Source organism: Streptomyces sp. JNUCC 64 (assembly GCF_054484115.1).
The window spans coordinates 5,041,849-5,056,215 of the sequence record NZ_CM137015.1; the positions used below are offsets into that span (position 1 = coordinate 5,041,849).

Consider the following 14,367-nt stretch of genomic DNA (forward strand, 5'->3'; position numbering starts at 1 on the left):
CAAGACACAACCCTGAGAGGGATTGACGCATAGTGCTCGACGTCAACTTCTTCGACGAGCTTCGGATCGGCCTGGCGACCGCGGATGACATCCGCCAGTGGAGCCACGGCGAGGTCAAGAAGCCCGAAACGATCAACTACCGCACCCTGAAGCCCGAAAAGGACGGACTCTTCTGCGAGAAGATCTTCGGTCCGACCCGGGACTGGGAGTGCTACTGCGGCAAGTACAAGCGCGTCCGCTTCAAGGGCATCATCTGTGAGCGCTGTGGCGTCGAGGTCACCCGCGCCAAGGTGCGCCGCGAGCGGATGGGCCACATCGAGCTCGCCGCCCCCGTCACCCACATCTGGTACTTCAAGGGCGTCCCCTCGCGCCTGGGCTACCTGCTGGACCTCGCGCCGAAGGACCTCGAGAAGGTCATCTACTTCGCCGCGTACATGATCACGTACGTGGACGACGAGCGCCGGACCCGCGACCTCCCGTCGCTGGAGGCCCACGTCTCCGTCGAGCGCCAGCAGATCGAGAACCGGCGTGACGCCGATCTTGAGGCCCGCGCCAAGAAGCTGGAGACCGACCTCGCCGAGCTGGAGGCCGAGGGCGCCAAGGCCGACGTCCGCCGCAAGGTCCGCGAGGGCGCCGAGCGCGAGATGAAGCAGCTCCGCGACCGCGCCCAGCGCGAGATCGACCGCCTCGACGAGGTGTGGACCCGCTTCAAGAACCTCAAGGTCCAGGACCTGGAGGGCGACGAGCTGCTCTACCGCGAGCTGCGCGACCGCTTCGGGACCTACTTCGACGGCTCGATGGGCGCCGCCGCGCTGCAGAAGCGCCTGGAGTCCTTCGACCTGGAGGAGGAGGCCGAGCGCCTCCGCGAGATCATCCGCACCGGCAAGGGCCAGAAGAAGACCCGTGCCCTCAAGCGGCTCAAGGTCGTCTCCGCGTTCCTGCAGACCAGCAACAGCCCCAAGGGCATGGTCCTGGACTGCGTCCCGGTCATCCCGCCGGACCTGCGTCCGATGGTGCAGCTGGACGGTGGCCGCTTCGCGACCTCCGACCTGAACGACCTGTACCGCCGGGTCATCAACCGGAACAACCGCCTCAAGCGTCTCCTTGACCTCGGTGCCCCCGAGATCATCGTGAACAACGAGAAGCGGATGCTCCAGGAGGCCGTCGACGCGCTGTTCGACAACGGCCGCCGCGGCCGTCCGGTCACCGGACCGGGCAACCGTCCGCTGAAGTCGCTCTCCGACATGCTCAAGGGCAAGCAGGGCCGCTTCCGTCAGAACCTGCTCGGCAAGCGCGTCGACTACTCGGCCCGTTCCGTGATCGTCGTCGGCCCGCAGCTCAAGCTGCACCAGTGCGGTCTGCCCAAGGCCATGGCGCTGGAGCTCTTCAAGCCGTTCGTGATGAAGCGCCTGGTCGACCTGAACCACGCGCAGAACATCAAGTCGGCCAAGCGCATGGTCGAGCGCGGCCGCACCGTGGTGTACGACGTCCTCGAAGAGGTCATCGCCGAGCACCCGGTGCTGCTGAACCGTGCCCCGACCCTGCACCGTCTGGGCATCCAGGCGTTCGAGCCGCAGCTCGTCGAGGGCAAGGCCATCCAGATCCACCCGCTCGTCTGCACCGCGTTCAACGCGGACTTCGACGGTGACCAGATGGCCGTCCACCTGCCGCTCTCCGCGGAGGCGCAGGCCGAGGCCCGCATCCTGATGCTGTCCTCGAACAACATCCTCAAGCCCGCCGACGGCCGTCCGGTCACGATGCCGACCCAGGACATGGTCCTCGGTCTGTTCTTCCTGACCACCGACGGCGAGATGCGCGACGTCAAGGGCGAGGAGCGGTCCTTCGCGTCCGCCGCCGAGGCGATCATGGCCTTCGACGCGGGCGAGCTGTCCCTCCAGTCCCGGGTGGACATCCGCTTCCCGGTGGGCACCATCCCGCCGCGCGGCTGGACCCCGCCGGCCGGCGAGGCGGGCCCCGACGGGTTCGGCGGCGAGTGGCAGCAGGGCGACACCTTCCGGCTGCGGACGACCCTGGGCCGCGCGCTCTTCAACGAGCTGCTGCCCGAGGACTACCCGTTCGTCGACTACGAGGTCGGCAAGAAGCAGCTCTCCGAGATCGTCAACGACCTCGCTGAGCGCTACCCCAAGGTCATCGTGGCGGCGACGCTCGACAACCTGAAGGCGGCCGGCTTCTACTGGGCGACCCGCTCCGGCGTCACCGTCGCCATCTCCGACGTGGTCGTGCCCGAGGCCAAGAAGGCCCTCGTCGCCGAGTACGAGTCGCGGGACGAGAAGGTCCAGAAGCAGTACGAGCGCGGTCTCATCACCAAGGAAGAGCGCACTCAGGAACTGATCAAGATCTGGACCGAGGCGACCAACAAGGTCGCCGAGGCGATGAACGACAACTTCCCGAAGACGAACCCGATCTTCATGATGGTGAACTCGGGCGCGCGCGGAAACATGATGCAGATGCGTCAGATCGCCGGTATGCGCGGTCTGGTGTCGAACGCCAAGAACGAGACCATCCCGCGGCCCATCAAGGCGTCGTTCCGTGAGGGTCTGTCCGTGCTGGAGTACTTCATCTCCACCCACGGTGCCCGTAAGGGTCTGGCGGACACCGCGCTGCGGACCGCCGACTCGGGTTACCTCACCCGTCGTCTCGTGGACGTCTCCCAGGACGTCATCATCCGCGAGGAGGACTGCGGCACCGAGCGCGGTCTGAAGCTGCGGATCGCGGAGCGCGGGGCGGACGGCACGCTGCGCAAGACCGAGGACGTCGAGACCAGCGTCTACGCCCGGATGCTGGCCGAGGACGTCGTCATCGACGGCAAGGTCATCGCCCCGGCCAACGTGGACCTCGGCGACGTGCTGATCGACCAGCTGGTGCACCACGGCGTCGAGGAGGTCAAGACCCGTTCGATCCTGACCTGCGAGTCCGCCGTCGGCACCTGCGCCATGTGCTACGGCCGTTCGCTGGCCACCGGCAAGCTGGTCGACATCGGCGAGGCGGTCGGCATCATCGCCGCCCAGTCCATCGGTGAGCCCGGCACCCAGCTGACGATGCGTACCTTCCACACCGGTGGTGTGGCCGGTGACGACATCACCCAGGGTCTGCCGCGTGTCGTCGAGCTCTTCGAGGCCCGTACGCCCAAGGGTGTCGCCCCGATCTCGGAGGCGGCCGGCCGCGTCCGGATCGAGGAGACCGAGAAGACCAAGAAGATCGTCGTCACCCCGGACGACGGCAGCGACGAGATGCCGTACCCGATCTCGAAGCGCGCCAAGCTCATGGTCCGCGAGGGCGACCACGTCGAGGTGGGCCAGAAGCTCACCTACGGTGCGACCAACCCGCACGACGTGCTGCGCATCCTCGGCCAGCGGGCCGTGCAGGTCCACCTGGTCGGCGAGGTCCAGAAGGTCTACAACTCGCAGGGCGTGTCGATCCACGACAAGCACATCGAGATCATCATCCGGCAGATGCTCCGCCGGGTGACGATCATCGAGTCCGGCGACGCCGAGCTGCTCCCGGGCGAGCTGGTGGAGCGGTCGAAGTTCGAGACCGAGAACCGCCGCGTGGTCCAGGAGGGCGGTCACCCGGCCTCCGGCCGTCCGCAGCTCATGGGTATCACCAAGGCGTCGCTGGCGACCGAGTCGTGGCTGTCGGCGGCCTCCTTCCAGGAGACGACCAGGGTCCTGACGGACGCGGCGATCAACGCCAAGTCCGACTCCCTGATCGGCCTCAAGGAGAACGTCATCATCGGTAAGCTCATCCCGGCCGGTACGGGTCTGTCCCGTTACCGGAACATCCGGGTCGAGCCGACCGAGGAGGCGAAGGCCGCGATGTACTCGGCCGTCGGTTACGACGACATCGACTACTCGCCCTTCGGCACCGGGTCCGGCCAGGCCGTCCCGCTGGAGGACTACGACTACGGTCCCTACAACCAGTAGCCGTTCCGTGCGTCCGCGTACGCACACCGCCGGAGGGCGGGCATTCCCCAGGGGATGTCCGCCCTCCGGGCTTTTCCGCTGGTCACAGCGGTGACCGCGGAGTACGTCCCCGGTCCGGAAACGACCGGACCAATATCATTTTGACCACGCTGGGGACGGTCGGTACGCTCATACCTTGTGCCTGGGGTGTGCCCTGGCCCCCGTGCGTGTCCTCAACCGTGCGGGTGGTCGTAGGCGGCCACCGTGATCCGCGCTCCTCCGTCCGTCGGACGGAACCGCGGAATCCGACACACCCGACCGCGTGGGTCGGTGACGTTCCAGGTTAGCTTCATGATCGGCACACAGAAACCGGAGAAGTAGTGCCTACGATCCAGCAGCTGGTCCGTAAGGGCCGGCAGGACAAGGTCGAGAAGAACAAGACGCCCGCACTGGACGGTTCGCCCCAGCGCCGCGGCGTCTGCACGCGTGTGTTCACGACCACCCCGAAGAAGCCGAACTCGGCCCTCCGTAAGGTCGCGCGTGTGCGTCTGACCTCGGGCATCGAGGTCACGGCCTACATCCCGGGTGAGGGACACAACCTGCAGGAGCACTCCATCGTGCTCGTGCGTGGTGGCCGTGTGAAGGACCTGCCGGGTGTTCGCTACAAGATCATCCGTGGTTCCCTGGACACCCAGGGTGTCAAGAACCGCAAGCAGGCCCGCAGCCGCTACGGCGCCAAGAAGGAGAAGTAAGAATGCCTCGTAAGGGCCCCGCCCCGAAGCGCCCGGTCATCATCGACCCGGTCTACGGTTCTCCTCTGGTGACCTCCCTCATCAACAAGGTGCTGCTGAACGGCAAGCGCTCCACCGCCGAGCGCATCGTGTACGGCGCCATGGAGGGCCTGCGCGACAAGACCGGCAACGACCCGGTCATCACGCTCAAGCGCGCGCTGGAGAACATCAAGCCGACCCTCGAGGTCAAGTCCCGCCGTGTCGGTGGCGCCACCTACCAGGTTCCGATCGAGGTCAAGCCCGGTCGTGCCAACACCCTGGCGCTGCGCTGGCTCGTCGGTTACTCCCGCGCCCGCCGGGAGAAGACGATGACCGAGCGTCTGCTCAACGAGCTTCTCGACGCCTCCAACGGCCTCGGTGCCGCGGTGAAGAAGCGCGAGGACACGCACAAGATGGCCGAGTCCAACAAGGCCTTCGCGCACTACCGCTGGTAGTCGCTTTCCCCATCGAGAACCGAGAGAAGACTGAGCCTTATGGCTACCACTTCGCTTGACCTGGCCAGGGTGCGCAACATCGGCATCATGGCTCACATCGACGCGGGCAAGACGACGACCACCGAGCGCATCCTGTACTACACCGGTGTGTCGTACAAGATCGGTGAGGTCCACGACGGTGCTGCCACCATGGACTGGATGGAGCAGGAGCAGGAGCGTGGCATCACGATCACCTCCGCCGCCACCACCTGTCACTGGCCGCTCGAGGACGTCGATCACACGATCAACATCATCGACACCCCGGGTCACGTCGACTTCACCGTCGAGGTGGAGCGTTCGCTCCGCGTCCTCGACGGCGCCGTCACCGTGTTCGACGGTGTCGCCGGTGTCGAGCCCCAGTCCGAGACTGTCTGGCGTCAGGCGGACCGCTACGGCGTGCCGCGCATCTGCTTCGTCAACAAGCTCGACCGCACGGGCGCCGAGTTCCACCGCTGCGTCGACATGATCGTGGACCGCCTCGGCGCCACCCCGATCGTGATGCAGCTCCCCATCGGCGCTGAGGCCAGCTTCCAGGGCGTCGTGGACCTCGTCCGCATGAAGGCGCTCGTCTGGTCCGCCGAGACCGCGCTCGGCGAGGCCTACGACGTCGTCGACATCCCCGAGACGCACGTCGAGACCGCCGACGAGTGGCGCGCCAAGCTCCTGGAGACCGTCGCCGAGAACGACGACGCCATGATGGAGCTGTACCTGGAGGGCACCGAGCCCACCGAGGAGCAGCTCTACGCGGCCGTCCGTCGGATCACGATCGCCTCCGGCAAGGGTGAGGGCACCACCATCACCCCCGTGTTCTGCGGTACCGCGTTCAAGAACAAGGGCGTGCAGCCCCTGCTCGACGCGGTCGTGCGCTACCTGCCCTCCCCGCTGGACATCGAGGCCATCGAAGGCCAGTCGGTGTCCAACCCGGACGAGGTCATCAAGCGCAAGCCCTCCGACGAGGAGCCGCTGGCCGCGCTCGCGTTCAAGATCGCGAGCGACCCGCACCTCGGCAAGCTCACCTTCGTCCGGGTGTACTCCGGCCGCATGGAGTCGGGCTCGCAGGTGCAGAACTCGGTCAAGGGCCGCAAGGAGCGCATCGGCAAGATCTACCGGATGCACGCCAACAAGCGTGAGGAGATCGAGTCGGTGGGTGCCGGTGACATCGTCGCCGTCATGGGTCTGAAGCAGACCACCACCGGTGAGACCCTCGCCGACCCGGCGAACCCGGTCATCCTGGAGTCCATGGACTTCCCGGCCCCGGTCATCGAGGTCGCGATCGAGCCGAAGTCCAAGGGCGACCAGGAGAAGCTGGGTGTCGCCATCCAGCGTCTGGCCGAGGAAGACCCGTCCTTCCGTGTGAAGACCAACGAGGAGACGGGCCAGACCATCATCGCGGGCATGGGAGAGCTGCACCTCGACGTGCTGGTCGACCGCATGCGCCGCGAGTTCAAGGTCGAGGCCAACGTCGGCAAGCCGCAGGTCGCGTACCGCGAGACGCTCCGCAAGGGCGTCGAGCGGCTCGACTACACCCACAAGAAGCAGACCGGTGGTTCCGGTCAGTTCGCGAAGGTGCAGATCGCGCTGGAGCCGCTTGAGGGCGACGGCTACGAGTTCGTCAACAAGGTCACCGGTGGCCGTGTCCCGCGGGAGTACATCCCGTCCGTGGACGCCGGCTGCCAGGAGGCCATGGAGTTCGGCGTGCTCGCCGGCTACCCGCTCACGGGTGTCCGGGTCATCCTCCTCGACGGTGCCTACCACGAGGTCGACTCCTCCGAGATGGCCTTCAAGATCGCTGGTTCGATGGCCTTCAAGGAGGCCGCCCGCAAGGCCAGCCCGGCCCTGCTCGAACCGATGATGAAGGTCGAGGTGACGACGCCCGAGGACTACATGGGTGACGTCATCGGCGACATCAACTCCCGTCGCGGTCAGATCCAGTCCATGGAAGACCGCCACGGTGCCAAGCTCGTCACGGGCCTGGTCCCGCTGTCGGAGATGTTCGGCTACGTCGGCGACCTCCGCAGCAAGACGTCGGGTCGCGCGAGCTACTCGATGCAGTTCGACTCCTACGCCGAGGTTCCGCGGAACGTCGCCGAGGAGATCATCGCGAAGGCCAAGGGCGAGTAACTCAGCCGAGTACACGCTTTAGGCTTGACTCCGGAGCCACCGGGGTGCCCGCCACAGCCATGGCGGGTGCCCCCCCCGGCACCGGGCTTTCCAGCAAAGATCACCTGGCGCCGATGAAGTAAGGCGTACAGAACCACTCCCAGGAGGACCCCAGTGGCGAAGGCGAAGTTCGAGCGGACTAAGCCGCACGTCAACATCGGCACCATCGGTCACATCGACCACGGTAAGACGACCCTCACGGCCGCCATTACCAAGGTGCTGCACGACGCGTACCCGGACCTGAACGAGGCTTCGGCCTTCGACCAGATCGACAAGGCGCCCGAGGAGCGCCAGCGCGGTATCACCATCTCCATCGCGCACGTCGAGTACCAGACCGAGACGCGTCACTACGCCCACGTCGACTGCCCCGGTCACGCGGACTACATCAAGAACATGATCACGGGTGCCGCGCAGATGGACGGCGCCATCCTCGTGGTCGCCGCCACCGACGGCCCGATGCCGCAGACCAAGGAGCACGTGCTCCTGGCCCGCCAGGTCGGCGTTCCGTACATCGTCGTCGCCCTGAACAAGGCCGACATGGTGGACGACGAGGAGATCCTGGAGCTCGTCGAGCTCGAGGTCCGTGAGCTGCTCTCCGAGTACGAGTTCCCGGGCGACGACCTGCCGGTCGTCAAGGTCTCCGCGCTCAAGGCCCTCGAGGGCGACAAGGAGTGGGGCCAGACCGTCCTCGACCTGATGAAGGCCGTCGACGAGTCCATCCCGCAGCCCGAGCGCGACGTCGACAAGCCGTTCCTGATGCCGATCGAGGACGTCTTCACGATCACCGGTCGTGGCACCGTCGTCACCGGTCGCATCGAGCGTGGTGTCCTCAAGGTCAACGAGACCGTCGACATCGTCGGCATCAAGACCGAGAAGACCACCACCACGGTCACCGGCATCGAGATGTTCCGCAAGCTGCTCGACGAGGGCCAGGCCGGTGAGAACGTCGGTCTGCTGCTCCGCGGCATCAAGCGCGAGGACGTCGAGCGCGGCCAGGTCATCATCAAGCCGGGCTCGGTCACCCCGCACACCGAGTTCGAGGCGCAGGCGTACATCCTGTCGAAGGACGAGGGTGGCCGTCACACCCCGTTCTTCAACAACTACCGCCCGCAGTTCTACTTCCGTACGACGGACGTGACCGGCGTCGTGACCCTCCCCGAGGGCACCGAGATGGTCATGCCGGGCGACAACACCCAGATGACGGTGGAGCTCATCCAGCCCGTCGCCATGGAAGAGGGCCTGAAGTTCGCCATCCGTGAGGGTGGCCGGACCGTCGGCGCCGGCCAGGTCGTCAAGATCAACAAGTGACCTGACGCGCGTCAGCGCACCTCGGAGGGCCCGTACGACCCGTGTGGTCGTACGGGCCCTCTGCCTTTTCCGGTCACCGGATCGGGCCTGGCCCCGGGTCCTTTCCTGGCTCGGGTCCCTCCCTGGCTCGGGTCCCGCCCGGGTCCGGGTCCCGCCTGGGTCCGGCTACGGTTCCCGCCGGGCCTTCCCCTTCCCCTTCCCCTTCGCCTTCCCCTCGCCCTCGGCCTCGCCGAGCAGGACGGCCAGCAGCGCGGCCCCGGCGACGATCAGCGCCCCGGCCACCGTCAACGCGAGCGGATAGCCGTCCGCCGTGGCATCCACCGTGCCCGTCCCGTGGCCCCGGGCGGCCAGCGACACCAGCACCGCCAGCCCGACCGCGCCCCCGATCTGCTGCACCGAGCTCAGCACCGCCGAGCCCAGCCCGGCGTCCTCCCCGCTGGTGCCGGTGAGCGCCGCGACCGCCAGCGAGGGCAGGCTCAGCCCGCATCCGAGGCTGGTGAGCAGCATCCCCGGCAGCACCCCGGAGGCGTATCCGTCGCCCGGGGCGATCCCGGCCAGCGCCAGCACCCCGGCCGCCGTCACCAGGAACGAGCCGACCAGCGCCGGACGCGTCCCGAACCGGGCCGCCACCCGCGAGGACAGCCACATCCCGGCGAGGACGCCCGCCCCGAACGGCAGATACGCGACCCCCGCGGTCAGCGGTCCGTAACCGAGCCCGCCCTGCAACCGCAGCATCAGCAGGAACGACATCGCGTACAGCGCGGCGGAGTACAGCAGGCCCGCCCCGTTCGCCACCAGCCGGAACCGGGAGGCCAGGAACGACGGCGGCACCAGGGGCTCGTCCGTCCGGCGCTCCCAGCCGGCGAACCCGACGGCCAGCACCCCCGCGAGCGCCAGCGCTCCCGTCGCGCCCCGGTCGCCCCACCCCGCCTCACCGGCCCTGAGCAGCCCGTAGACCAGGGACACCACGGCCCCGGTGCCCAGGAGCGCGCCCGGTACGTCCAGCCGGGACGGCCGTAGGGCCCGGCTCTCCCCGACCAGCGCCGGCAGCAGGACCACCGTCACCAGCACCACCGGCAGGTTGATCAGGAACACCCAGCGCCAGGACGCCAGCCCGGTCAGCGCCCCGGAGACCACCACACCGAGGGTGCCGCCCAGCCCCGCGATCCCGCCCCAGACCCCGAAGGCCCGCGCGCGTTCGCCGGGCTCCGGGTACAGCAGCGCGATCAGCGCGAGGGCGGCCGGACCGGCCATCGCGGCCCCCGCCCCCTGGACGAACCGCCCGGTCACCAGCTGCCACGGCTCCTGGGCGAGCCCGCACAGCAGACTCGCCGCCCCGAAGAGCGTCACTCCGGTGAGGAACACCCTCCGACGGCCCAGCAGGTCACCCATCCGGCCGAACAGCAGGAGCAGTCCGCCGAAGGCGAGGAAGTAGCCGTTGACGACCCAGACCAGCCCGGCCGTGCCGAAGCCGAGTTCGTCCCGGAGGCTGGGCAGCGCCACGCTCACCACGGTGTCGTCCAGGACGAGCATGAACTGCACGAGGCAGAGCACGGCGAGGGCGGGCCCGCGCCGCCCGGTCCGGCCGGGCGGGCGGCCGGACCGGGGGAGGAACCCGGAGCGTGGCGGGCTGGGGGAGCGGTGGACAGGGGCCGTCGCGGGATGGTCGTTCGACATGGTCCGACGCTATGTACGGGCTCTGGTTGGCCGCGATGCGCTACCGGGCCAGGCCGTAGCGGGTTGGGGACATAGCCTGAGCTGGTGGAGGCCGATGGGCGGAGGCCGACGGGCGGGGGAGGACGGCGAACGTGGTCGGGGACGTGGATGTGGATGTGGGCATGGACGGGCACTTCGGCACGGGTGTGAGCACGGACGCGGGCACGGCGGTGAGCACGGGCACGGGCATGGGCAGGGGCACGGCGGTGAGCACGGGTACGGGCAGGGGTGCGGGCATGGGCACGGGTGCGGACGAGGGGGATGGGCGCGGACCGGCCCGTGGCGCCTCAGCCTCCGAGACGACGGTCCGGGACGTCTTCGGGACCGTTCCCGAGGGGGTGGGCGCCATCGTCGTGGGAGCCTTTCCCCTGGTGCGGGGGGAGTGGTTCCTGCCGCACCGCCACCCCGACCACCACCAGTTGGTGTGGGCCCGGCGCGGGGTGCTCGGCGTCGGGGTCGGGGACGCGTCCTGGGTGCTGCCGCGCGACCGGGCGCTGTGGCTGCCCGCCGGGGTCCTCCACCGCACCGGCGCGACCCGCGACGCGGTGCTCTGCGGCCTCTACTTCGCCCGGGACCGCTGTCCGCTGGACTGGGCGGAGCCGACCCCGGTCGCGGTGGACGGACTGCTGGCCCATCTGATGATCCATCTGGGCCGCGACGACCTCACCGACGGCGCCCGGCTGCGGGCCGAGGCCGTGGTCTGGGACCTGCTGCGTCCGCTGCCCGCCACCCCGATCGACCTGCCCCTCCCGGTGGACGACCGGGCCCGCGCGGTGGCCGACGCCCTGCTGGCCGATCCGGCGGACCCGCGCGGTCTGGAGGCGCACGCGCGGGCGGTCGGGGCGAGCCGACGGACCCTGTCCCGGCTGTTCGTCCGGGACACCGGGCTGACCTTCGACCGCTGGCGCGCCCACGCCCGGCTGAGCGCGGCCCTGCCGCTGCTCGCCGAGGGCCAGCCCGTCTCCCGGGTCGCCCACACCGTCGGCTACGCGACACCGAGCGCGTTCCTCGCGGCGTTCCGCAGGGCGGTGGGGACGTCACCGGGACGGTATCTGCGGGGGGAAGGGGATGCGGCTCGGGGCGGTTCGTCTTCCCGGCGACGGTGAACCGGGCGGGGAGGCCCCGGGCAATGTTCAGTCGGGGGGAGGGGGAGGCCCTGTGCGGGAATGGTCCAGCCTGCCGTTCCTGCCCTGGGCACCGGTGGGGCGCCCGTGGGGGGTGCGCACGCGCGGCAGCGGCCCGGGGCCGGGGCGCGGAACGCGCGGTCGCAGCCCTCGCAGGTCTGGAACGGGAGTGGTGCCGGGAGGCCGGTGGGGCGCTGGGGGAGGGGCGGCGGCAGTAAGGCCGTGAGGCGGTACGCGACGAATCCGGCCGGGTGGTGGAGCCGGTCCGCCGGGACGCCGGTGGTGAGGGCGGTCCGGACGGCGTCGGGGTGCGCGCCGCGCTCCAGCCAGGTGGCGACGGCCGGGGCGAGCCGTCGCACGTCCCGTTCCGCGAGGGTGAGCCGGGGGTCCACCGTCCGCAGGGACGCCAGCAGTTCGGCGGCCTGGCGGTGCAGTCCTGGGGCGTGGGCGGTGGGGGCGGGCAGCGGGGGCGGGGTGCGTCGCTTGGTGGGTGCGGTGGGTGCGGTGGGTGCGGTGGGTGCGGTGGGTGCGGTGGGTGCGGGGACCGTGAGGTGAGCGGGGCCCGGGGTGACCGTGGTGGGTGTCGCGGGGTGGCTGGTGGTGGGCTTCGGTGCGGGCGGGACGGTGATCTCCGGTGCCGGTGCCGGTGCGGGGCGGTGCGTCGGCGGGGCCTCGTACACCTGGGTGCGGGTCACCCAGGTGCCGTCGGGGAGGTGCTCGCGCACGCGTCGCAGATAGCCGTGCCTCTCCAGTTCGCGCAGGGCCGAGGCGATCCGGTCACGGCCCTCGGGGAAGCGGGCGGCGAGGCTGCGGATGTCGGCGGGGGTGCCGTCCGGCAGCGACAGGAGGTGCGCCACGAGCCCGATCGCGGTGCAGGACAGTGCCTGGTGCCGGGTGAGGTGGTGCCCCAGCTGAACGCCGTCACCCGATCGGGAGGCGGCGACCTTGATGATTCCGCGACGGGTTCCGGGAACGAGGGGCGGGTGCGCGGTCGGGGCGTTAAGCTGCGTGTCAGCCATTGGGGAAGCCTCTAGATTCCTCAGTCGGTAGCCATCGAGGAACTTGTCATTCCTCAGGTGGTAGGCCCTCGTTCGGGATGCCAGTCCCGGCCGGGGGCCGACGCATGTACGGGGTACGTGCGCCGTGTGGTCGAGGGAACCCTCTCCGAAAAGCGGACCCGACGCGAACTTCTCACCGATCTATCACCCGGACGGGTTACGCGGGGATGGGTTGCTGTCCGGTCGGGTGGGGTGGGGTGGTTTCTCCGCTTCAACTGACCCTGTGGGCAGGGGGGTTACCGCCGCTCGCGCCGAAGGCCGGGCGACCGGGCTCCGGCTGGCGGCGGGCCGGGGGCGGGAGGGCCGGAGCGCTCCTCCGACGCCGAAGGGCCCGTACGACCACGATCGGTCGTACGGGCCCTTCGTCCGGTACAGGGTGTGCCTGGTGGGGGTGGCCGGAGCCCCGGGCGGCCTGGGCTACGTGCTGTCGCCGGGGCTCTCCGCCGGGGGTTCCGCGTCGGTACCGGTGAACAGTTCGTCCACGGTGGTGGCGGTGAGGGCGGTGGCGAGCCAGCGGGTGAGGGTGGGCGCGTCGGTGGTGGTGGTGATGCGCTCGCGGGCTTCGGGGGTGACGGTCAGGCCGCGCATCTCCAGGACGTCGACGAGCGTTTTCGCCCGGCCTTCCGTTTCCCCCTTGAGGAAGGTCTCCTCGATGATCGTGCCCCGGCCGGGGAAGTAGGTGCCGACGCTCATCATGCTCCTTCGGGTCTCTCGGCCGGGGTTTCCTGGTGAGGGATCGGTTACGCGCCCGCGTCCTGGCTGGGGGCTTCTGTCTGGAACGGAGCGTCCGGTTCGTTGGCGAACAGTTCGTCCACGGTGGTGGCGGTGAGGGCGGTGGCGAGCCAGCGGGTGAGGGTGGGCGCGTCGGTGGTGGTGGTGATGCGCTCCCGGGTTTCAGGGGTGACGGTCAGGCCGCGCATCTCCAGGACGTCGACGAGCGACTCCGCTTTGCCTTTGAGGAAGGTCTCCTCGATGATCGTGCCCCGGCCGGGGAAGTAGGTGCCGACGCTCATCATGCTCCTCCAGGTTTCGCGAGCCGGGGTGTCGCCCAGGCCGAGTTCCAGTAGTTCGCGGAAGTAGACGGCGGTGTCGTCCTCGGCCCTGCCGAGAGCAGTGGCCAGTGCGTCCAGTATCGGGGTGATGTCCCGGTGCCTGCCATGGGTCATCGCGGCGAAGGTGGCGAGCGCCAGGTTCTTCGCCGCTTCGGACGGGCTGGTGATGATGGGGACGTTGTCGGGGCCGAGGACCATGGGGTGTGTGCTCAGGGCCGTCCAGCCCTCGATACCCGTCCGGAACGGTCCGGTGGCCCACTTCGCCGTGGCCCGGTCGCGGCACACGACCAGGAGCAGTACGGGAAGGTCGTACTTGGCCTGGAGGAACGCCAGGTAGTACGTCCAGCTCGCGGCCTTGTCGGGGTCGCGGCGGTGCTGGGCCTCGATGGCGAGGAGGAATCTGGTGCCGTCCGAGGACTCGACGCGCAGCACGCTGTCGACCCGGCGTTCCACGGCCCTGATCTCAGTGGCGTCGCCCGTCAGGGCCTCGACCACGGCTTTGTCGGACAAGGGGACGCCCAGGACGCGGAAGACCGGAACGAGCAGCTCGGGGCGTTCCTGGAAGATCCGGTGGGCGGCCTCGTGAGAGGTGGTGACCATGATCCGGAGCGTAGGGAAGGCCGGTCACTCCAAGTGATAGTTCGATGATCGTTCAGTAATTCGAGCTAATCGGGGTGTTGTGGTTGACGCTTCGGCGGCCCGGGTCCAAGAGGGGAACCGGGCCGCCGAAGCGTGCGCACGGGACCGGGGGCCGGCCCCGTG

At 69.2% G+C, this 14,367-nt stretch carries 9 protein-coding genes and 1 pseudogene; 6 read left to right on the forward strand and 4 right to left on the reverse strand.

Features of this window, described 5'->3' with window-relative positions; translation table 11 throughout:
- The first annotated feature begins 32 nt into the window (after positions 1-32).
- The 5 genes from ACVWNX_RS21005 (at position 33) to tuf (ending at position 8,655) form a co-directional block, all read left to right on the forward strand.
- On the forward strand, positions 33-3,944 hold the full coding sequence (locus ACVWNX_RS21005) for a DNA-directed RNA polymerase subunit beta' (RefSeq protein WP_454409010.1): 3,912 nt from the start codon (positions 33-35) through the stop codon (positions 3,942-3,944).
- 359 nt (positions 3,945-4,303) lie between these two features.
- A complete protein-coding gene (gene rpsL, locus ACVWNX_RS21010) occupies positions 4,304-4,675 on the forward strand; it encodes a 30S ribosomal protein S12 (protein WP_007823146.1) in 372 nt (123 codons plus the stop codon).
- A 2-nt stretch (positions 4,676-4,677) separates the two neighbouring features.
- On the forward strand, positions 4,678-5,148 hold the full coding sequence (rpsG, locus tag ACVWNX_RS21015) for a 30S ribosomal protein S7 (RefSeq protein ID WP_073792897.1): 471 nt from the start codon (positions 4,678-4,680) through the stop codon (positions 5,146-5,148).
- 39 nt (positions 5,149-5,187) lie between these two features.
- Positions 5,188-7,308, forward strand: coding sequence for an elongation factor G (gene fusA, locus ACVWNX_RS21020; RefSeq protein ID WP_454409013.1), 2,121 nt, complete (start codon positions 5,188-5,190; stop codon positions 7,306-7,308).
- 153 nt (positions 7,309-7,461) lie between these two features.
- Positions 7,462-8,655 (forward strand): elongation factor Tu, encoded by a 1,194-nt coding sequence (tuf, locus tag ACVWNX_RS21025; RefSeq protein WP_454409015.1) that lies wholly within the window; start codon positions 7,462-7,464, stop codon positions 8,653-8,655.
- 165 nt (positions 8,656-8,820) lie between these two features.
- Here tuf and ACVWNX_RS21030 read toward each other — a convergent pair whose 3' ends face one another.
- Positions 8,821-10,332, reverse strand: a complete 1,512-nt coding sequence (locus ACVWNX_RS21030; protein ID WP_454409017.1) for an MFS transporter — start codon at positions 10,330-10,332, stop codon at positions 8,821-8,823.
- Positions 10,333-10,493: 161 nt separating this feature from the next.
- Here ACVWNX_RS21030 and ACVWNX_RS21035 point away from each other — a divergent pair, with 161 nt between their 5' ends.
- The gene (locus ACVWNX_RS21035; RefSeq protein WP_454409019.1) at positions 10,494-11,477 is read left to right on the forward strand and encodes a helix-turn-helix domain-containing protein; all 984 of its coding nucleotides are present in this window, start codon (positions 10,494-10,496) and stop codon (positions 11,475-11,477) included.
- Between the two features lie 761 nt (positions 11,478-12,238).
- On the opposite strand, the pseudogene ACVWNX_RS21040 reads toward ACVWNX_RS21035, so the two are convergent.
- From ACVWNX_RS21040 to ACVWNX_RS21050, 3 genes and pseudogenes are all read right to left on the reverse strand, one after another.
- A pseudogene (locus tag ACVWNX_RS21040) lies at positions 12,239-12,514 on the reverse strand (helix-turn-helix domain-containing protein); the annotation flags it as partial.
- 456 nt (positions 12,515-12,970) lie between these two features.
- Entirely contained in the window at positions 12,971-13,246 is a 276-nt protein-coding gene (locus ACVWNX_RS21045) for a hypothetical protein (RefSeq protein ID WP_454409021.1), read from the reverse strand.
- 47 nt (positions 13,247-13,293) lie between these two features.
- The gene (locus ACVWNX_RS21050) at positions 13,294-14,205 is read right to left on the reverse strand and encodes a hypothetical protein (protein WP_454409023.1); all 912 of its coding nucleotides are present in this window, start codon (positions 14,203-14,205) and stop codon (positions 13,294-13,296) included.
- Between the last annotated feature and the right edge of the window lie 162 nt (positions 14,206-14,367).